Here is an 18,596-nt window from a genome sequence, read left to right on the forward strand (position 1 = left end):
TCCATTAGTTCTTGATCGCGAACGGATCGCGTTCGGCGTCGGAAAAATCGATCATCACGTTGCGCGTGGTGAGGTACTCGTGCAAGCCAGCCTCGCCGCGTTCGCGGCCGATGCCCGACTCCTTGAATCCGCCGAAGGGCGCCTGGGCCGCCAGCGCGCGGTAGGTGTTCACCCACACGCTGCCCGCCTGCATTTCCCGGCTCACGCGCATCACGCGTCCGATGTCGCGCGACCAGATGCCCGCGGCCAGGCCGTAGCGGCTGTCGTTGGCGAGCCGGGTCGCCTCGGCCTCGGTGTCGAAGGGAATGATGGCCAGCACCGGGCCGAAGATCTCTTCCTGCGCCAGGTGGCTGTCGTTGCTCACGTCGGCGAACACCGTGGGCTGGATGAAGTAGCCGCTGTCCAGGCCGGGGCCGGTGGCGCGCGCGCCACCGGTGACGAGCCGCGCACCCGCAGCCTTGGCGTTCTCGATCGCGGCGAGGATGCGGCGAAACTGCGGCTCGTTGGCCACGGTGCCCATCTCGGTCGCCGAGTCCAGCGGGTTGCCGAGCTTGATCATCCCGGCCCGCTCGGCCACACGGCGCACCACTTCGTCGTACACCCCACGCTGCACCAGCAGCCGTGAGCCTGCAACACAGGTCTGCCCGGTGGCGCCGAAGATGCCCGCCAGGGCGCCGACGACGGCCTTGTTGAGGTCGGCGTCGTCAAAGATGATGTTCGGCGACTTGCCGCCCAGCTCCAGCGTGACCGGCACCAGGCGGCGGCCTGCGGCGGCCGCGATCTCGCGCCCCACGCCCGGGCTGCCCGTGAAACTCACACGCGCCACTTCGGGTGCATTGACCAGGGCGCGGCCAACCTCGGCGCCACCCGTGACCACGTTGAAGACGCCCGGCGGGAAGCCCGCCTCTTTGACCAGTTCGGCGAACTCCAGCGTCGACACCGAGGCGTGCTCCGAGGGTTTCACCACCACGCAATTGCCCGCCGCCAACGCGGGCGCCAGCTTGTTGGCCAGCAACGAGAGCGGCGAATTCCAGGCGGTGATCAGGGCCACCACGCCATAGGGCTCGTACACCATGTAGTCGAGGGTGTCGCGTTGGTCCAGGGGAATGTGCTGGCCATAGAGCTTGTCGGCGTAACCGGCGAAGAAGCGCAACTGGCGCCCAACCCATTTCATCTGCGAATGGGTTTCTCGCACGATCTTGCCGTTGTCCGTGGACTCGATGTCCGACATGCGCTTGGCCGATCCTTCGATCAACTCCGCGAGACGGATCATCAGCGCCGCGCGCTGCACGCCCGAGGTCTGGCGCCAGTGTTCGCGGTAGGCGCGGCTGGCCGCCCGGACCGCCGCCTGCACGTCGGCTTCACTGGCGTCGGGCACCTCGGCCCACACCGCACCGGTGTAGGGGTTGACGCTGGGCATCATGCGGCCGCTTCGCGGTGCGACGGATTGGCCGTCAATATGCAGGCTGTACTGCTTGGTCACTGGGTCTCCTTCTGAAATGTCTGCCTGAGGCAGTGGGCTGTTGGCCGCCCGGAATGCGCCCCACTCTAGGAGGCCGCGCCGGCACCGTCCAATATCGATTTCGTCCTTCTGCTATTCGGTTTTGATTGCCTGTACCGCCGCCACCGGTGAAGTGGTATGCCCCATGCGCGCAGACAGCCGCCGCGCGGCGCCCAGCAGGGCGCAGGGCACCTCGCCATACCAGTCCGAGCGCAACCGGTCGGCCTGGCAGGTGGTGGACAAGGCCATCACCATGCGTCCCTGGGCATCGAACACCGGCGCACTGAAGGCGTTCACGGTGACCTGGTGCCGCTGCGAGGGCGCCTTGCCAATGGCTCGGGCCAGACCATGCTGGCGCGCCTCAGCCACCCGGCGCTCGAAGTCGCCCGTATCGGCGTTGCTGGCCGCGCGGCGCAAACTCAACTCCTCTTCGATGCGCCGCTTCACCTCGGGCGAATCGGAGAACGTGGCGAACGCCAGGCCGGTGGCGGACTGCGTGAGGCTGACCACCACGCCGGTCTGCAGATAGGGGCTCACAGGGTTTTTCGAGGGCTCCCATCGCACCATCGTGGGCCCGTGAGAACCCCAGACGGCCAGGCCCAGGGTGCGCTGGCCGATCTCCTCGCACACCTGCGCCAGAGCGGCGCTGCCGAGCCGGACGGCTTCGATCGACGCAAGGTTGCAGACACCGTTGTCGACGCCGACAGTGCCGCCCAGGTCGTGCGCGAAGGTCACCATATATTTGCCCTGGGCAAACGCCAGCGAGCCACGGTCGGAGCGCTTGAAGCGCTCGATCAGCCCGATGAAGATGGTGTGGTCGCCTCCGGGGTAGGCCGCCACCTTCAGGCACTCCAGGCTGGCCGCGGTGCCATCGATCACCGGCACGCCGCCCAGGCCGGCGTGGGTGGTGATGTCCTTGAACTTGTCGATGCCTGACCTGGCGAACTGGTTGGCCACCCGCACCTGATCGTCCGCCATGATGTTGACCACGAAGCGCTCGGCGTCGCGAAACGCCGCGTGGCTGCTGGAGGTATTGGACTGGCTCCAGAGGATCAGCGGCGGATCCAGCGACACCGAGCTGAACGAATTGGCGGTGACGCCATAGGCCTGACCCGCGGCGTCGATGGTGGTCACCACGGTGACGCCAGTGGGGAAGGCGCCCAGCACCTGGCGCAGTTGCTTGCTGTCGAAGTTCATGCCATCAACCCCCGGAACGCCAGCCGCATGTCGCGTTCGTGGCGGCGAAGGCGCTCGGCCTCATCGGTCACCGGGGGCCGCGGCGCCCACGCATCGCGGGTCACGAGCGGATCCCCGCGGCGCCGGCGAGATACCGCCTTGCCGGCGACGGTGGATCGGAAATCCTCTGCTTGGGCCTCTGCTTCTGCACGCTGCACTTTGCACTCCTGGGTGACGACGGGGCGCAGTGTGGAACGCGCACTGGCCAGCAACAAATCGCGCGCATCAATGGAGCTATACGCGGCAGCAATGAATGCCTCGATCGGCCGCACTTATTTGCTCGGCCAATAGGTTCATCAGGGTCGAGAAATTGCCTTGGCTGGGCGGCCACCGAATACTTGCCCGCACCCGCCAACCGGCGAGTCAACACACCACGCAGGAAGACAAGCAATGTCGAAACCCTCTCGTCAGATGACGCTCATCGCGTTCATGCAGGCCCAGAACTGCACCAACTACGCCGGCTCCTGGCGTCACCCGTCGAGCATGACGGACTACCTGACACCCGAGTACTACCAGCGCGTCGCGCGCACGCTGGAAGAAGGCAAGTTCGACATGGCGTTCTTCGACGACCGCCTGGCCATCCCCGACATCTACGGCGGCAACCACCGCGACACCGTCAAGTACGGCGTGCGCGCCTTCAAGCTGGAGCCGACCTCGGTGCTGATGGCCATGGCCATGGCCACCTCGCGCCTGGGCCTGGGTGCCACCTACTCAACCAGCTATTACGAGCCCTTCCACATCGCCCGCCTGTACGCGACCCTGGACCTGATGACCAAGGGCCGCGTGGCCTGGAACGTGGTCACATCGATGAACGACTCGGAGGCATTCAACTTCGGCAAGGAAGACCACCTGGAACACGACCTGCGCTACGACCGCGCCGACGAATTCATGGAAGTGGTCATGGGGCACTGGGACACCTGGGAGGACGACGCGATCAAACCCGACAAGGAAGCGGGCACATTCGCCAATCCGGACAAAGTCCATCGCCTGGACCACGTCGGCCAGTACTTCAAGTCGCGCGGCCCCTTGCCCGTGCCGCGCTCGCCCCAGGGCCATCCGGTGATCCTGCAGGCCGGCCAGAGCGGCCGGGGCCTGGCCTTTGCCGCGCGCTGGGCGGAGGTGGTGTTTTCCAAGTACCCGACGCTGGACAACGGCAAGAAGCAGTACCAGGCGCTGAAAGACGGCGCGTCCAATGCGGGCCGCGACCCGGGCACGCTGAAGATCGCGCCGGAGTTGAAGATCATCGTGGGCGAGACGGAGAGCATCGCCAAGGAAAAGCGCGAGCTCATCGCCAGCCTCTCGCGCCCCATCGACGGCCTGACCATGATGGGCGAGACGCTCAACATCGACTTCTCGGGCCGGCCCTACGAGCAGCCGTTCACCGACGCCGAGCTGGCCGCCATGTCCTGGCAGAGCCTGCGCGACAAGGTGGTGCAGGTCAGCGGCAAGAAGAACCCCTCGGTGCGCGACTTCGTCGAGGCCTCCGGCCGTGGAACGCTCAATGACGGACCCGTGTTCTGCGGCACCGGCACCCAGGTGGCGGACCAAATGGAAGAGTGGTTCAAGACCGCCTGCGACGGCTTCGTGCTGTCGGGCACGACGGTGCCGGGCACCTACGAGGACATCGTGCGCCTGGTCGTGCCCGAGTTGCAAAAGCGTGGCCTGTTCCGCAAGGAATACGCCGGCAATACCTTGCGTGAAAACCTGGGCGTGCGCCGGCCGTACGCCGGCGACTGGAAGCGCAAGGCCTGATGGGATCCGACGCCATGAGCCAAGCCACCCCTGAAGTGCGCATGATGTCGGCCAGCGGCATCCTGGGCTACGGATTCCCCGAAGCCTCACTGGAAGCCGCGCTGGCCCGCGAGCCCCACATGATCGGCGTCGACGGCGGCAGCTCCGACCCCGGCCCCCACTACCTGGGCTCGGGCAAGACGCTGAACTCGCGCCTGGCGATGAAGCGCGACCTGTCCCTGCTGCTGCGCGGCGCCATCCGCAAGGGCATTCCCATGATGGTGGGCACCTGCGGCGGTGCCGGCGGCGAGCCCCACCTGCAGGTGTGCGCCGACATCATCCGCGAGGTGGCGCGCGAACACGGCCTGAGCTTCAAGATGGCACTGATCCACGCCGAGCAGGAGAAAGGCTTTCTGCTGGAGCAACTCGCGGCGGGCAAGATCCGCCCCCTGGGCGGCGCGCCCGCGCTGCAGGCCAGCGACATCGAAGGCGCCGAGCGCATCGTCGGCATGATGGGCCCGGAGCCCTACCGCCAGGCCCTGGCCGCGGGCGCGCAGGTCATCCTTGGCGGCCGGGGCACCGACCCGGCGCCCTGGGTGGCGCTGGCCATGCACCACGGCCTGCCGGCCGCGCCAGCCTGGTACGCCGGCAAGATGCTCGAATGCGCCTGCAACGCCGCCATCCCCAAGAAGCACGACTGTCTGCTGGTCACCGTGGGCGAGGACTTCGTGCAGGCCGAGCCGATGAACCCCGAGCTGCGTTGCACGCCGATGTCGGTGGCGGTGCAGGCGCTGCACGAGAACGCCAGCCCGGTGACCCGCTACGAGCCGGGCGGCATCGTCGACAGCCAGGACTGCGAGATCAGCGCGGTGAACGAGCGCGTGGTCCGCATCACGGGCATGGACTGGAAGCCCGCGCCCTACTCCATCAAGCTCGAGGGCGCGCGCCGCGTGGGCTTCAGCGCCTTCACCGTGGCAGCCACGCGCGACCCGGGCCTGATCGGCCAGATCCACAGCTTCCTGGAGTTCGTGCGCGAATCCACCGCCACCAAAGTGCGCGCACTGGGCATTGCGACCGAGGACTACCGCCTGGTGCTGCGCGTGTACGGGCAGGACGGCGTGATGGGCGAGTGGGAGCCGGTGAAGGACACCCAGGCCCTGGAGCTGTCCATCCTGGCCGAAGTGGTGGCCTCGACGCAGGAGGTGGCCAACGCCGTGCTCTCGCTGGCACGCGTGACCTTGTTGCACTCCGACTTTCCGGGCCGCATGTGCCGCGAGGGCAACATGGCCTTTCCCTTCTCGCCCTCGGACATCGAGCGCGGCGCGATCTATGAGTTCATGCTCCAGCACGTGCTGGACATCGACGACCCGCTGCGCATGTTCCCCATCGAATACGAAACCGTCGGAGCCACGCAATGACACGCCTGAAGGACATCGCCAAAGCCTGCAAGAGCAAGAACGCCGGGCCCTTTCACGTGACACTGGACATCATGTTCGACGACGCCACCCTGTTCGAGCGCGTGCGCCGCACCGGCACCATCCGTGCCGAACTGATCGCCTCGCTCTATGGGGTGCCGCTCGATCAGGTCCAATTCACCGAGTACCCGCCCGCCCTGGCCTGGAAGGCCACCATTCCCCGCCGCATCCCCTCGGGCGCCATCGGCGACACCGACATCTACGGCGCGCAGCAGCACGCCCCGTTGCTGGACATCGACGTCGCCATCTGAGCCCGCCCCAAGAGACCCGCATGTCCAAGCTCCCCGACACCCCCGTCACCTTCCCCAACATTGCCGAGCAACTGGCGCGCTTCGCCACCGACCTGCGTGGCGAGGAATTGCCCCCCGCCGTGTGGGCCAAGTCGGTGCACCACATCGTCGATGCCATCGGCCTGGGTTTTGCCTCGCACCACTTTCCCTTCGCAGCGCCCGGCCTGGCCGGCATCGCGGCGGCCGGCGCCACGGGCGAAGCCTGCGTCATCGGCAGCCCGCTGCGCCTGTCGGCGCGCGACGCCGCCATGGCCAACGGCTACCTCATGCACGGCCTGGATTTCGACGACACCCACCCGGCCAGCATCGTGCACCCCACGGTGGCCTGCCTGCCGGCCGCGCTGGCGCTGGCCGAGACGCGCGACCTGAGCTGGGGCGAACTGCTCGCAGCCTACGCGGGTGGCATGGAGACCTGCATCCGCCTGGGCCAGTCGGTCAACGGCGGCTTTCACCACGCGGGCTTTCACGCCACCGGACTGCTGTCGCATTTCAGCGCGGCGGTGGTGGCCAGCCGCCTGCTGGGCCTGTCCGCCGAGCAGTGCATCGGCGCGCAGGGCATCGCGGCCAGCACAGCCTCGGGCGTGCAGGTCTTTCTGGAGAACGGCGCATGGACCAAGCGTCTGCACCCCGGCTGGGGCGCCATGGCCGGCATCAGCGCCGCGCACCTGGTGCAGCAGGGCTTCAAGGCGCCGCTGCGTCCGTACGAAGGCAAGTTCGCCTTCTTCGAAACGCACATGCAGACGCACGTGGGAGAGGTCGACTTCGCGTCCATCGCCAAGGGCCTTGGCGAGCGCTGGACCCTGCTCGACACCGCCATCAAGCCCTACCCCGTGTGCCACTTCATCCACGGCTGCGCCGAGGCCGCCCTGCAACTGCACGCCGAACTGCTGACCCGAGGGCCGGTCGCACGCATCACCTGCGAGCTGCCCGAGGCCACGCTGCCCATCGTGGCCGAGCCGGCGGCCGCCAAGGCCGTGCCGCGCAGCGACTACGAAGCCAAGTTCAGCGCGCCCTTCGTGGTGGCGGCCTGCCTGCTCAAGGGGCGCTTCGGGCTCAAGGAGCTGGAAGACGACAGCCTGGTGGACGCCGAGACCCTGGCGCTCACGCAGCGCGTGCGCTGCATCAAGGAAGAAGGCTCGCCGTTTCCCAAGTATTTCTCCGGCGCGCTCACGGTCGAGTTCGAGACCGGCGAGGTGCTCACGCGCCGCGTGCCGGTCAACCTGGGCAGCGGCGAACGCGCGCTCACGCGCGAGGACATCGTCACCAAGTTCAAGGGAACGGCCGGCATCGTGCTGGCGCCCACGCGCCTGGACGCCGTGCTCGGCGCCCTGCTCGAGGCCAGGCCGGACACGCCGGTGCGCGCCATCACCCGCCTGCTGGGCCAATAGCCATTCACACCGTGGCGCGCGCCGCCCTGGTGTAAGCTCCGCCCGGCTTTGCAGCCCCCAACGCACGCCCTCCGGCGTGCGTTGTCGTCTGGGCTGAAGCGCCAGGCTCCCTTGAACAGACACCCGCAGCTGCGTTTCCATTTACCCGAACTCGAGACCTTCCTGGTCGTGCTCGAGGAGGGCAGCTTCAGCCGCGCCGCCGAACGGCTGTGCGTCTCCCAACCCTCGGTCTCCAGTCGCGTCAAGCGGCTGGAAGACGTGCTGCGGGTCAAGCTCATCGAGCGCACCACACGCAGCGTGCAGGCCACCGAAGACGGCGAGCTGCTGCGCAACGCCGCGCACGAAGCACTGGCGGGCCTGTACGCCGTGCTGGGCCAGTTCCGCGACCGCTCCGAGGCAGCGCGCAATCGCGTGGTGATCGCAGCCACGCCCATGCTGGCGGCCACCTACCTGCCAACGATCATCCACTCGTACAGCGAGCGCTTCCCTGACGTGCAAGTGGTGCTTCGCGACATGCCCTTCGATGCGCTTCTCAAGGCAGTGGGCGACGGCTCGGCGGACATCGGCGTGACCGCCGTTGATGGCGACTACGACAACCTGCAGTTCCAGCCCTTGGCCGAAGAACCGGTGGTGCTGGTGGTGCCGGCGAATCACCCGCTGGCCGCGCAGCAGCGCGTCACGCTGGAGATGATCTCGCGCCACCGCATGATCTTCCTGGACCGCTACACCAACCTGCGCGAGCGCCTGGCTGGTGAATTCGCTCGCTTCGGCGCGGTCCTCGAGGCCTCGACCGCCTCCACCCTGCCCACGCTGATCGGCATGGTCGACGCGGGCCGTTGCATGGCCTTTTTGCCGCGCTCCATGGCGCAGATCAACGCGCGCGAAACTCGCACCCTGGTGGAGCTGGCCGACTTCAAGGCCGTGCGCAGCTACGGCAGCATCATCGCGCGACGCAGCGTGCCCACGGCGGCGGTGAAGAGCTTTCGCGACCACCTGCACCAGCACTTCGAACCGCAGGTCTAGCCAAGCGCCACACGACGCTTTCCGTTGAAGCCCGCGCCCGCTCAGGACCGCGGGCTTCGTTTATTTGCCAGCGCAATATATGCATACGGATTCTTGATTGTCCTTCTCGTGCCCTCGAAGACAAGAATGCGTCGCCGCCACAGGACCCCCTGCGCGGCGACATCACATTCCCAGGAGACACGATGAATCGCATCCGGAACGGCGCCTTGCTCGCCACCCTCGCCGCCACACTGGCCCTGCCCGTCGCGGCCCAGGAGACCCTCAAGATCGGCGCGCCCGTCACGCTGTCCGGTCCTGGCGCGGCCTGGGGCCAGGCCATGCGCAACGCTGCCGAGCTGGCGGCCGACAAGGTCAACGCCGCGGGTGGCCTGGAAGTGGCGGGCAAGAAGTACAAGGTGCAGATCGTTTCGTACGACGACAAGTACCAGGCCGGCGAGGCCGTCACCGTGTCCAACCGACTGGTGTTCGAGGACAAGGTCAAATTCTTCATCGGCCCGACCGGCTCCGCACCCACGCTGGCCGTTCAACCGATCACCGAGAAGAACGGGGTGCTCATCAGCACGCTGGGCTTCACGCCCAAAGCCCTGGGCCCAGACAAGCCGCTGAGCTTCCGCCCTGTGATCACAACGCTGGAGTTCGCCGAGGCGCAGATCCAGTGGCTGGTGAAGTCCCTGGGCGTGAAGAAGGCCGGCGGCCTGTTCCCCAACGACGAGTCCGGTCAGGTGATCGCACGCGATCTGGAGGCTGCTTACAAGAAGGCCGGTGGTGAGCTCTCGGCCAAGGAGTTCTTCGAACGCGACCGCGTGGACTTCGTGCCGCTGCTCACCCGCATGCTGGCGCGTGGCATCGACGCCATCGAGCTCGATGGCAATTCGCCTGGCACCGCGGGTCTGATCGCCAAGCAGGCGCGCGAACTCGGCTTCAAGGGCCGAATCGTGCGCACGGGTGGCCCGGCCACGGCCGAGATCATCGGCGTGGCCGGCAAGGCGGCCAGCGAGGGGATGATGGTGCACGCGGTGCTGGACCCCAACCTGCCCAGCACCAAGGCCTACCTGGACCTCTACAACGCCAAGTACAAGTCGGCCCCCAACGGCTTCAGTCCCGCCTACTACGACTTCACCGGCATGCTGTTCGAGGCCATGAAGCGCGCGGGCACCGTGACCGACGCGGCGCAAGTGGCCAAGGCCCTGGAATCCATGAAGGACTACGAGGGCGCGCTCGGCAAGCTCGGCTGGACCGGCAAGGCCAGCTACGGCATCGACCACCAGATGGCCGTGCCCTTCTACATCGCGGAGATCAAGGACGGCGTCGAAGTCATCCGCGCCCGCTGCACCGTGGCCGCTGGCTGCAACTGAGGCCGCGGTCTCCAGACAGGAAGAGCGAAGCGAGATTCGACATGGATTGGCATCTTCTCCTCGGGCAGGCAACGGTCAACGGACTGGTCGTCGGCCTGCTGTACCTGCTCATGGCGGTGGGGTTCACCCTGGTATTCGGCGTGATGCGCATGGTGAACTTCGCCCACGGCGAGTTCTACATGCTGGGCGCGTTCGCCGCCTACACGCTGGTGGTCCATCTCGCACTGCCCTTCCTGCTGGCGGTGGCGCTCAGCGTGGTACTGGCGATCGTCTTCGGCAGCCTGGTCGAGTGGCTCATCCTCAAGCCCTTCCGCAAGGACGAGCTGAACGGGATGATCGTGACCATCGGCATCGCGCTGATCCTGCAGAACCTGGCGCTCATGGTGTTCGGGCCGGACCCGGTGTCCATGCCCCCCATTGCCGAGGGCTCCTCCACCGTCCTGGGCGTGACGGTGGCGAACTCGCGCCTCACCGTGGTCGGCTTCGCCATCGTGGTGCTGTTGCTGCTCTACGCCTTCCTGCGCCATTCGGCCATGGGGCGTGGCCTGCGCGCCGTGGTGGAGGATGCCGACATCGCCGCCATCCAGGGCGTGCGATCGCGCCTGTACTACCCGCTGGGCTTCGGCATCGGCATCGGCCTGGCGGCCATCGCCGGCGCGCTGATGGCGCCCCTGTTCTCGGTCTCGCCCTTCATGGGCCAGACCCCACTGCTCAAGGCCTTCATGGTCGTGATCCTCGGCGGTCTGGGCAGCATACCGGGTGCCGCCATCGCCGGCCTGTGCCTGGGCCTTCTGGAGAGCTACTCCTCGCTGTTCCTGAGCAGCAGCACGGCCGACATGCTCATCTTCATTCTGGTGGTCGTCGGCATGCTGGTCTTCCCGCGCGGCCTGATCGGCAAAGGGGAAGCCTGAGATGACGACCCAACTAGCCCACCCGCCGGTTGCCCCGGCGGCCAACCCCATGCAACGTTTCAAGCCCTGGCAACTGCTGCTCGCATTGCCGCTTCTCGCACTGGCCATCTGGCCCTGGACCGCGGGGCAGTTCGTGCTGCACCTGGCCATCCTCACCTGCATCAACGTGGTCATCGTCAACGGCCTGTCCTTGATTGACCGCACCGGTCAGCTCTCATTCGGGCATTCGGCACCGGTCGCCCTGGGCGCCTATGCCTCGGTGCTGTTGGCCACGCAAGGCGGCCTGGGCATCCTCGGCGGCGCCGCGCTGGGCCTGGTGTTCGTGGCGGTGGTGGCCGCCGCGCTCGGCTGGGTCATCCTGCGACTGCGTGGCGTCTACTTCGTGCTGGTGACTTTTGCCTTCGCCGAACTCGTGCGCCTGATCGCGCTGGACGCCATTTCGCTGACGGGTGGCGCCAACGGCATCGCGGCCATCGCCCCGCTGCAGATCGGCGGCTTTGCCTTCGACACGCGTGCCCGCTTCTATGCCCTGGCGCTGGCGCTCGCCCTCGCCTCCCTGGGCTTCATGCTCTGGCTGTTCAAGCGCCCCATGGGTCAGGCCATGAACGCCGTGGCGGCCAACCCGGCCCTGGCGGAGTCCACCGGCCTGAGCGTGCTGCGCATCCAGATCGTGGCCTACGTCGGTGGTTGCGTGTTGGCCGGTCTCGGTGGCGTGCTGACCGCGCGCTACATCGGCTTCATCTCGCCCGAGTCCTTCAACACCAGTGCCTCGGTGGCATTCATCACCATGCTGGTGATCGGCGGGCGCAAGTCGCTGTACGGACCGATCCTTGGTGCCGTGGTCCTGACGCCCTTGCCCGAGCTCTTTCGCGGTGCGGTGCAGACGCAGCACATGTTCTATGGCGCGGCGCTGATCCTGATCCTGCGCTTCCTGCCGGGCGGCATCGCCAGTGTCGTGGCACGCGTGTCGCGCAAGGGAGGTGCCCAATGACGCCCCCCTTGCTGCAAGTGAAAGGACTGGCGCGGCACTTCGGCGGCCTGGCCGCGGTGAAGGACCTGAGCTTCTCGGTGGAGAAGGGCCAGATCGTGGGACTGATCGGCCCCAATGGCGCGGGAAAGACCACGGCCTTCAACACCATCAGCGGTGTGCTGCCGCCCACCCGCGGCCGGGTGGTGTTCAACGGCCAGGACATCAGTGGCCAGCGGCCAAGCATCATCGTGGCGCACGGCCTGGCGCGCACCTTCCAGTCCACCACCACCTACGCCGACGCCAGCGTCGAAAAGAACATCGAGTACGCCCTGCTGTCGCGCATCCGCGGCTCTGCGCCGCAGCGCCTGATGCGCCGCAGCAGCCACCTGCTGGGCAGCGACCAGATCGGCGAGGAGATCAATCGCATCATCGGCATCGTGGGCATGCAGGCCTGGCGACACGCCGAGGCCGGCACCCTGGCCTACGGTCTGCAGAAGAAGCTGGGCATCGCCATCGGTCTGGCGGCACGCCCCTCCATGCTGCTGATGGACGAGCCCGCGGCCGGCCTCAATCACGAGGAATGCAATGAGCTGACGCGCCTGCTGCGCCAGCTGCGCGACGAGCACGACATGACCATCCTGCTGGTGGAACACCACATGGCCATCGTCATGGAGATTTGCGAGCGCATCGTGGTGCTGGTGCACGGTGAAAAGATCGCCGAGGGCACACCGGAGGAACTGCGCGTGAACCCCGCCGTTGTGGAAGCCTACCTGGGAGCCCCTGACTATGCCCATGCTTGAGGTCGACAAGATCAGCGTCCGCTACGGACAACTGGAGGCCGTGCGCTCGGTGAGCTTCAAAGTCGCGGCCGGCGAGCTGGTGGCGCTCATCGGCTCGAACGGGGCGGGAAAGAGCAGCACGCTGAAGGCCATCGCCGGCCTGGTTCCGGTGGCTCAAGGCAGTGTCCGTGTCAATGGCGCGGAAGTGCAACGCATGCCACCCGAGCAGCGCGTGCACCTGGGCGTGGCCCTGTCGCCCGAGGGGCGGCGTCTGTTCGGCCGCATGAGCGTGCTGGACAACCTACTGATCGGCGCGCACACCGTCAAGTCGAAGGCCGAACGCGAGCAGACACTGCGGCAGGTCTACGAGCTGTTCCCGCGGGTGCAGGAGCGCCGGTCCCAGCTGGCCGGGTCGCTGTCCGGTGGGGAACAGCAGATGGTGGCCATCGGCCGCGCACTGATGGCCCGGCCCAGGTTGCTGATGCTGGACGAGCCCTCGCTGGGCATCGCGCCCAAGGTGGTGGCCGAGATCGCCGACGCCATCCGCCGGCTCAACCAGGCCGGCATGTCCATCGTGCTGGTGGAGCAGAACGCGCGCCTGGCGCTCAAGCTGGCCCACAACGCCTACGCGCTCGAGCATGGCGAGGTGGTGAAGGCCGGCAAAGGTCAGGAGATGCTGGACGACCCGTACGTCCGCAAAGCCTATCTGGGGGTGTGAGCATGAGCGAAACGACATCGACACCCGGGCTGATGCAGATCGCCCACCGCCAGCCCACGGGCACCTGGCTGCAAGCCAGCCGCGAAGAGGCGCTCGACCCCGATCGCCGCATCATCGACGCGCACCACCATTTCTCCGAGCACTGGGGAGGCTACATGCCGCCCGATCTTCTGGAGGACTTCCGTGGGCACCGGGTCGAAGCGACCGTGTATGTGCAATGCGCCTGGAAGTACCGCACCGGTGGTCCGGAGGCCCTCAAGCCCGTGGGCGAGACCACGGCCGTGATCGAGGTCACCGAGGACATCAACCGGCGCCAGAGCCGCACCCAGGTGGCCGCCGCCATCGTGGGCTACGCGGACTTGCGCCTGGGCGCCGCGGTGGACGAGGTGTTGAGCGCGCAGGTCGAGGCTGGCCAGGGGCGATTTCGCGGCGTTCGCAACAGCGGCGCTTTTCACGACAGCTTCAAACACGGCGTGCTGGCCAGGCCAATGAAGGGCCTCTACGGCGATGCGGCCTTCCGCGCGGGCTACGCCCGCCTGGCCCGACATGGCCTGAGCTTCGACGCCTGGATCTACCACCCACAGCTGAACGAGGTGATCGATCTGGCCCGCGCCCATCCCGAGGTGCCGCTGGTCCTCGATCACATCGGCGGCGTGCTGGGTGTGGCCGAGTACCGCGATCGACCGGACCTCGCCAGCCGCGAATGGCTGCCAGCGATGAAAGAGCTGGCGAAGTGCCCGAACGTGTTCATGAAGCTCGGTGGCCTGGGCACCGCCGTGTTCGGCTATGACTTCGCCGACCGGCCGCAGCCGCCCTCTTCGCAGCAACTGGTCGACGCGTGGCGGCCGTGGCTGGAACCCGCCATCGAGCTGTTCGGCGCACAGCGCTGCATGTTCGAGAGCAACTTCCCCGTGGACCGCAGTGCGGCGGGCTACGGCGTGGTGTGGAACGCCTTCAAGCGCCTTGCGGCCGGTGCCAGCGAAGCCGAGAAGCAGTGGCTGTTCGCCGGCACCGCCAGCCACGTGTACCGTATTCCGATGGCCGCCTGAGAGCGTTTCCGGGTGAGCGGGACCAGCGCGCATGCCCCGGCCTGAGGAGGACCCGTCGCCCTGGGCGCCCTTGCGGCGCCCGGTCTTTCGCATGCTCTGGCTCACTTGGCTGGCCGCCAATGTGAGCCAGTCGATGAACGATGTGGCGGCGGCGTGGATGATGAGCTCGCTCACCACCTCGGCGCTCTGGGTCGCCCTGGTGCAAACCGCGGCGACCCTGCCGATGTTTCTGCTGGGCCTGCCCAGTGGCGCGCTGGCGGACAACCTCGACCGCCGGCGCTACTACCTGTTCACCCAACTCTGGGTAGCGGTGGTGGCGCTGGTGCTGAGCGCCATGGTCTTCATCGGCGCCATGACACCGGGGCTGCTGCTGGCCCTGACCTGCGCCAATGGCGTGGGCATGGCCATGCGCTGGCCAGTGTTCGCGGCGGTGGTGCCGGAGCTGGTGCCGCGTGCACAGCTCCCGGCGGCACTGGCCCTCAACGGCGTCGCCAACAACGGCTCGCGCATCCTGGGGCCCTTGGTCGCGGGCGGGCTGATCGCCAGCGCCGGCAGCGCCTGGGTGTTCGTGGCCAATGCGGTGTTGGCCTTGACGGCGGCGGTGGTGGTCGTGCGCTGGAAGCGCGAACACCGGCCACATCCCCTCGGGCGCGAGCGCCTTGGAACGGCGATGCGCGTGGGCCTGCAATACGTGAGCCAGTCCGAGCCCATCAAGGGCGTGCTGCTGCGCATCGCCAGCTTCTTCTTCCACTCGACAGCGCTGCTGGCGCTGTTGGCCGTGGTCGCGCGAGATCACCTCGGTGGTGGGGCCGCGGCCTTCACCGTGCTGCTGGCCTCCATGGGCGCCGGCGCGATCGCCGCGGCCGCCATCCTGCCGCGCCTGCGTCGGCGCTACACCCGCGATGCCTTGGTGCTGCGTGGTGTGGCGGTTCAATCGACCGCCATGGCGGTGGTGGCGATGGCCCGCGACCCCTGGGTGTCGGTTGCCGCGATGTTCGTGGGTGGCATGGCCTGGATCACGTCCGCGAACACCCTCAGTGTCTCTATCCAGCTGGCCCTGCCGGATTGGGTGCGCGCGCGTGGCATGTCGATCTACCAGATGGCGATCATGGGATCGAGCGCCGCCGGCGCGGCCCTGTGGGGCCAGGTGGCCGGCTGGACCAGCGTGCAGACCAGCCTGCTGGCCGCCGGGGCGAGCGGCGTGACGGCAATGCTCCTGGCGCAAAGGTGGATGCCCCACCAGGGCGCGCCAGAGGATTTATCTCCGCAGCGGGTGGTGCCCGCGCCCTCTGTGGCACAGCCGCCAGCGCGCGGGCGCGTGATGCTCACCATCGAGTACCAGGTGGCGCCCGAGCGCGCCGCGGCGTTCCGGACCCTGATGCTGGACGAGGGCCGGCGCAGCCGATTGCGCCAGGGGGCCTTGTCCTGGGAGTTGCTGCACGACATGAACGAGCCAGGCCGATTCGTCGAACTGGTCGTGGACGAATCCTGGGCCGATCACCTGCGGCGGGCCGAACGCGCCTCCGCGGCGGACGCGGCGCTCAGGGATCGCCGGCTGGCGTTCCACATCGCGCCTGAGCCACCGAAGGTGGCGCGGTGCCTGATGGAAACCAGCACCTAGGACGACCGAAAGGAATGCTCCCCATGATTGACAGCGGCGTCGCCAACTTTCCCGCCCATGTGCCGCGACCTGAAGGTGCCCCCCTGGCCCTGGAAGGCGTAAGCGTCATCGATTTCAGCCACTTCCTCGCGGGCCCCGTCGGCACCATGATCCTGGCGGATATGGGTGCGGACGTGGTGAAGATCGAACCGCCCGGCCGCGGCGACGAGTTCCGCCACTACCCGCCGGTACCCGAGGAGACACCGGGCCAGGGCGCTCCCTACATGTGGGCGAACCGGAACAAGCGCAGCCTCGCGATCAACCTGAAGACGCCGCAAGGCCTTGAGCTGGTGAAGGCGCTCATCGCCAAGGCCGACATCGTCTGTGAGAACTTCTCCACCGGTGTCATGGACCGCCTGGGCCTGGGCTACGAGGCGCTGGAAGCGGTGAACCCAGGGCTCATCTATTGCTCGGTGTCGGCGTACGGGCGCGACGGCGCCTTCAAGGACCGCCTCGGCTTCGATCCGATCGCCCAGGCGGAGAGCGGCTTCATGTCATTGAACGGCTACCCCGACCGCGAGGGCGTTCGCACGCTGTCGCCGGTCATGGACATCAGCACCGGCATGATGGTGTGCAACGCCATCCTGGGCGCCCTGCTGGCCCGCGCGCGCACCGGGCGCGGGCAGCGCATCGAGCTGGCCCTGATCGACAACGCCGTGCTGATGACGGGCTACGTGCCACTGCAGCACCTCTACAGCGGCAGCGCGCCGCAGCGCCACGGCAACATCAGCCCGGACACCTGCCCCTCGGGCGTGTTCATGAGCCAGGACAAGCCCTTCTACCTGAACTGCGGCAACGACAAGATCTTCCAGCGCCTGGCGCGCCAGGTGCTCGATCGGCCGGACCTGGCCGACGACCCGGTCTACGCCGATCGCAACGGCCGCATGGCGCGGCGCGCGCAGCTGTTCGAGCTGATGAACGACATGTTCTCGAAACAGCTGTGGTCGTTTTGGCAGGCACGCATGCGAGACGCGCAGGTCCCCTGTGGCGAGGTCCGCAGCGTCGGCGATGCCCTGCGTTCGCCCGAGGCACGCGAGCGCCAACTGGTCACGCGGATCGAGCACCCGGTGCTGGGCTGGATCCCCAACGTGCGCCTGCCGATCCGCTACTCGGACACCCCGCTCGCCGACCCGCGGCCGGCACCGGCGGTGGGGCAGCACACCGACGAGCTGCTCTCGGAACTGCTGGGCTACGACGCGCCAGGCATCGCCTCCTTGCGCGCCAGCGGCGCCTTGGGCTGAGCGCCGCCTACTTCGCGGCGTACTTTGCGCTCAGTTCCTTGAACCCGAACACGCGGGCCGCGTTCTCACCCAGCACCTTGCGGCGCGAGGCCTCGCCGATGCCACCCATCTGGCGCTCGATGGCCTCGGGCGAATGCGGCCAGGTGCCTTCGTGGTGCGGGTAGTCATTGGCCCACAGGCAGTTGTTCTCCAGCCCGTGCGACTCCATCAGCGCCAGGCCAGCCCGGTCCTCGCCGAAGGTGGCGAAACCCTGCGCCTTGAAGTAGTCGGACGGCAAGGCCTTGAGCTTCGGTTTGACCCAGAAGTGGTGCTTCTGGTACGCCTCATCCATGGCGTCCAGCATCCACGGCAGCCATCCGATGCCGGCCTCGACACTGCCGAAGCGCAGACCCGGGAAGCGCTCGGCCACGCCGGACGCGCAGATGTTCACCAAGGGTTCCATCGTCGGAGACAGGGAGTTCACCACGTAGTTGACGACCGCGCCGCCCAGGCCACGCGTGGTGCGCGGGTCCTTGCCGGTGGAGACGTGAAAGCTCACGGGAACGTCGGCCTCGACGAAGCGTGCCCACATCGGATCGAAGTCGGTCTTGTTGTAGTTCAGCTCGTTCGTCTTGGGCGGGCCGAACAGGGGCTTGCAGGGCAACGTGAAGTGGCGGAATCCCAGTTTCAGGCAGCGGTCGATCTCCTTCATCGTGCTCGTTATGCTGCCCGTGGCAAGCGCGGCGGCCGGCGAGAGCCGATCGACATAGGGACCAAAGGTCTCCCAGGCCCAGGTGTTGTACACGTGGCACTGGGCGTGCGCGAACTCGGGGTCGAACGTGTACCACATGGCCAGGCCCTTGCCCGGGAAAATGACCTCACCGTCGACGCCGTCCAGCGCCAGGTCCTTGAGCCGCTGCTCGACATTGGGTCCGGTCTCGGTGGCCGTGGCCCCGGCCCGGGAGCGCACCAGGTCCTCGCCCTCCAGACGGGCCAGGATCAGGCGATCGGGTTCCTCGGAGGCTTCCATCTTGCGCCACTGGACGCCCTTGTCGTCCACCCAGACCTTGGGCAGCCGGTCCTTGTACCTGGCGTCGATGCGCTCGGCCCAGAGGTTGCCGGGCTCGTTGGCGTGCGTGTCCGCCGAGAGGATCAGGTACTTGTTGGGCGCCTGTGGGCGCGGCGAGCCGACCCATCCGGTCGCGCCGGGGGTTTGCAGGCGCCACTCATTGGCTTCGTTGACGAGAATCTCGCTCATGGCATGCGTCTTTCGTGCGGTGGGGGATGGGT

General features: G+C 67.6%; 17 protein-coding genes. 13 read left to right on the forward strand and 4 right to left on the reverse strand.

Going from position 1 to position 18,596, the window contains the following annotated elements; translation table 11 throughout:
- Positions 1–4: 4 nt before the first annotated feature.
- From BN948_RS05430 to BN948_RS05440, 3 genes are all read right to left on the reverse strand, one after another.
- Positions 5–1,483 (reverse strand): aldehyde dehydrogenase, encoded by a 1,479-nt coding sequence (locus tag BN948_RS05430; RefSeq protein ID WP_009519219.1) that lies wholly within the window; start codon positions 1,481–1,483, stop codon positions 5–7.
- Between the two features lie 111 nt (positions 1,484–1,594).
- Positions 1,595–2,698: a flavin reductase gene (locus BN948_RS05435; protein ID WP_009519218.1), complete on the reverse strand. Its 1,104-nt coding sequence runs from the start codon at positions 2,696–2,698 to the stop codon at positions 1,595–1,597.
- On the reverse strand, positions 2,695–3,009 hold the full coding sequence (locus BN948_RS05440) for a hypothetical protein (protein ID WP_035620732.1): 315 nt from the start codon (positions 3,007–3,009) through the stop codon (positions 2,695–2,697). Before BN948_RS05440 ends, BN948_RS05435 begins: the two co-directional genes overlap by 4 nt.
- Positions 3,010–3,127: 118 nt before the next feature.
- Here BN948_RS05440 and BN948_RS05445 point away from each other — a divergent pair, with 118 nt between their 5' ends.
- From BN948_RS05445 to BN948_RS05505, 13 genes are all read left to right on the forward strand, one after another.
- Complete coding sequence (locus BN948_RS05445; RefSeq protein ID WP_009519217.1) at positions 3,128–4,489, forward strand: LLM class flavin-dependent oxidoreductase; 1,362 nt, start codon at positions 3,128–3,130, stop codon at positions 4,487–4,489.
- Positions 4,490–4,503: 14 nt separating this feature from the next.
- A complete protein-coding gene (locus BN948_RS05450; RefSeq protein WP_009519216.1) occupies positions 4,504–5,886 on the forward strand; it encodes an acyclic terpene utilization AtuA family protein in 1,383 nt (460 codons plus the stop codon).
- Positions 5,883–6,194: a DUF4387 domain-containing protein gene (locus BN948_RS05455; protein WP_009519215.1), complete on the forward strand. Its 312-nt coding sequence runs from the start codon at positions 5,883–5,885 to the stop codon at positions 6,192–6,194. The genes BN948_RS05450 and BN948_RS05455 overlap by 4 nt, the downstream gene beginning before the upstream one ends.
- 20 nt (positions 6,195–6,214) lie before the next feature.
- Entirely contained in the window at positions 6,215–7,621 is a 1,407-nt protein-coding gene (locus BN948_RS05460; RefSeq protein WP_009519214.1) for an MmgE/PrpD family protein, read from the forward strand.
- A gap of 111 nt (positions 7,622–7,732) precedes the next feature.
- Entirely contained in the window at positions 7,733–8,644 is a 912-nt protein-coding gene (locus BN948_RS05465) for a LysR family transcriptional regulator (RefSeq protein WP_009519213.1), read from the forward strand.
- A gap of 182 nt (positions 8,645–8,826) precedes the next feature.
- Positions 8,827–9,999, forward strand: coding sequence for an ABC transporter substrate-binding protein (locus tag BN948_RS05470; RefSeq protein WP_009519212.1), 1,173 nt, complete (start codon positions 8,827–8,829; stop codon positions 9,997–9,999).
- 41 nt (positions 10,000–10,040) lie between these two features.
- Complete coding sequence (locus tag BN948_RS05475; RefSeq protein WP_009519211.1) at positions 10,041–10,910, forward strand: branched-chain amino acid ABC transporter permease; 870 nt, start codon at positions 10,041–10,043, stop codon at positions 10,908–10,910.
- 1 nt (position 10,911) lies between these two features.
- Complete coding sequence (locus tag BN948_RS05480) at positions 10,912–11,901, forward strand: branched-chain amino acid ABC transporter permease (RefSeq protein ID WP_009519210.1); 990 nt, start codon at positions 10,912–10,914, stop codon at positions 11,899–11,901.
- Complete coding sequence (locus BN948_RS05485) at positions 11,898–12,680, forward strand: ABC transporter ATP-binding protein (protein ID WP_009519209.1); 783 nt, start codon at positions 11,898–11,900, stop codon at positions 12,678–12,680. Before BN948_RS05480 ends, BN948_RS05485 begins: the two co-directional genes overlap by 4 nt.
- On the forward strand, positions 12,667–13,377 hold the full coding sequence (locus BN948_RS05490) for an ABC transporter ATP-binding protein (RefSeq protein ID WP_009519208.1): 711 nt from the start codon (positions 12,667–12,669) through the stop codon (positions 13,375–13,377). Before BN948_RS05485 ends, BN948_RS05490 begins: the two co-directional genes overlap by 14 nt.
- Before the next feature lie 2 nt (positions 13,378–13,379).
- Positions 13,380–14,426 carry an amidohydrolase family protein gene (locus BN948_RS05495; protein ID WP_009519207.1) on the forward strand — a complete coding sequence of 349 codons (1,047 nt, stop codon included), beginning with the start codon at positions 13,380–13,382 and terminating at the stop codon, positions 14,424–14,426.
- A gap of 31 nt (positions 14,427–14,457) precedes the next feature.
- Positions 14,458–16,047, forward strand: a complete 1,590-nt coding sequence (locus BN948_RS05500; RefSeq protein ID WP_009519206.1) for an MFS transporter — start codon at positions 14,458–14,460, stop codon at positions 16,045–16,047.
- Positions 16,048–16,070: 23 nt separating this feature from the next.
- Positions 16,071–17,327 (forward strand): CaiB/BaiF CoA transferase family protein, encoded by a 1,257-nt coding sequence (locus BN948_RS05505; protein WP_009519205.1) that lies wholly within the window; start codon positions 16,071–16,073, stop codon positions 17,325–17,327.
- A 7-nt stretch (positions 17,328–17,334) separates the two neighbouring features.
- On the opposite strand, the gene BN948_RS05510 is transcribed toward BN948_RS05505, so the two are convergent.
- Positions 17,335–18,564: an amidohydrolase family protein gene (locus BN948_RS05510; protein WP_009519204.1), complete on the reverse strand. Its 1,230-nt coding sequence runs from the start codon at positions 18,562–18,564 to the stop codon at positions 17,335–17,337.
- Positions 18,565–18,596 lie beyond the last annotated feature (32 nt).

The sequence above is a fragment of the Hydrogenophaga intermedia genome (assembly GCF_000723405.1).
Classification (GTDB): domain Bacteria; phylum Pseudomonadota; class Gammaproteobacteria; order Burkholderiales; family Burkholderiaceae_C; genus Hydrogenophaga; species Hydrogenophaga intermedia.

What these genes read in the sequence shown, in the direction of transcription:
- BN948_RS05435 (WP_009519218.1), bottom strand. Translation starts at nt 2,698, where the DNA reads ATGAACTTCGACAGCAAGCAACTGCGCCAGGTGCTGGGCGCCTTCCCC.
- BN948_RS05445 (WP_009519217.1), top strand. Translation starts at nt 3,128, where the DNA reads ATGTCGAAACCCTCTCGTCAGATGACGCTCATCGCGTTCATGCAGGCC.
- BN948_RS05450 (WP_009519216.1), top strand. Translation starts at nt 4,504, where the DNA reads ATGAGCCAAGCCACCCCTGAAGTGCGCATGATGTCGGCCAGCGGCATC.
- BN948_RS05455 (WP_009519215.1), top strand. Translation starts at nt 5,883, where the DNA reads ATGACACGCCTGAAGGACATCGCCAAAGCCTGCAAGAGCAAGAACGCC.
- BN948_RS05460 (WP_009519214.1), top strand. Translation starts at nt 6,215, where the DNA reads ATGTCCAAGCTCCCCGACACCCCCGTCACCTTCCCCAACATTGCCGAG.
- BN948_RS05470 (WP_009519212.1), top strand. Translation starts at nt 8,827, where the DNA reads ATGAATCGCATCCGGAACGGCGCCTTGCTCGCCACCCTCGCCGCCACA.
- BN948_RS05475 (WP_009519211.1), top strand. Translation starts at nt 10,041, where the DNA reads ATGGATTGGCATCTTCTCCTCGGGCAGGCAACGGTCAACGGACTGGTC.
- BN948_RS05480 (WP_009519210.1), top strand. Translation starts at nt 10,912, where the DNA reads ATGACGACCCAACTAGCCCACCCGCCGGTTGCCCCGGCGGCCAACCCC.
- BN948_RS05485 (WP_009519209.1), top strand. Translation starts at nt 11,898, where the DNA reads ATGACGCCCCCCTTGCTGCAAGTGAAAGGACTGGCGCGGCACTTCGGC.
- BN948_RS05490 (WP_009519208.1), top strand. Translation starts at nt 12,667, where the DNA reads ATGCCCATGCTTGAGGTCGACAAGATCAGCGTCCGCTACGGACAACTG.
- BN948_RS05495 (WP_009519207.1), top strand. Translation starts at nt 13,380, where the DNA reads ATGAGCGAAACGACATCGACACCCGGGCTGATGCAGATCGCCCACCGC.
- BN948_RS05500 (WP_009519206.1), top strand. Translation starts at nt 14,458, where the DNA reads ATGCCCCGGCCTGAGGAGGACCCGTCGCCCTGGGCGCCCTTGCGGCGC.
- BN948_RS05505 (WP_009519205.1), top strand. Translation starts at nt 16,071, where the DNA reads ATGATTGACAGCGGCGTCGCCAACTTTCCCGCCCATGTGCCGCGACCT.
- BN948_RS05510 (WP_009519204.1), bottom strand. Translation starts at nt 18,564, where the DNA reads ATGAGCGAGATTCTCGTCAACGAAGCCAATGAGTGGCGCCTGCAAACC.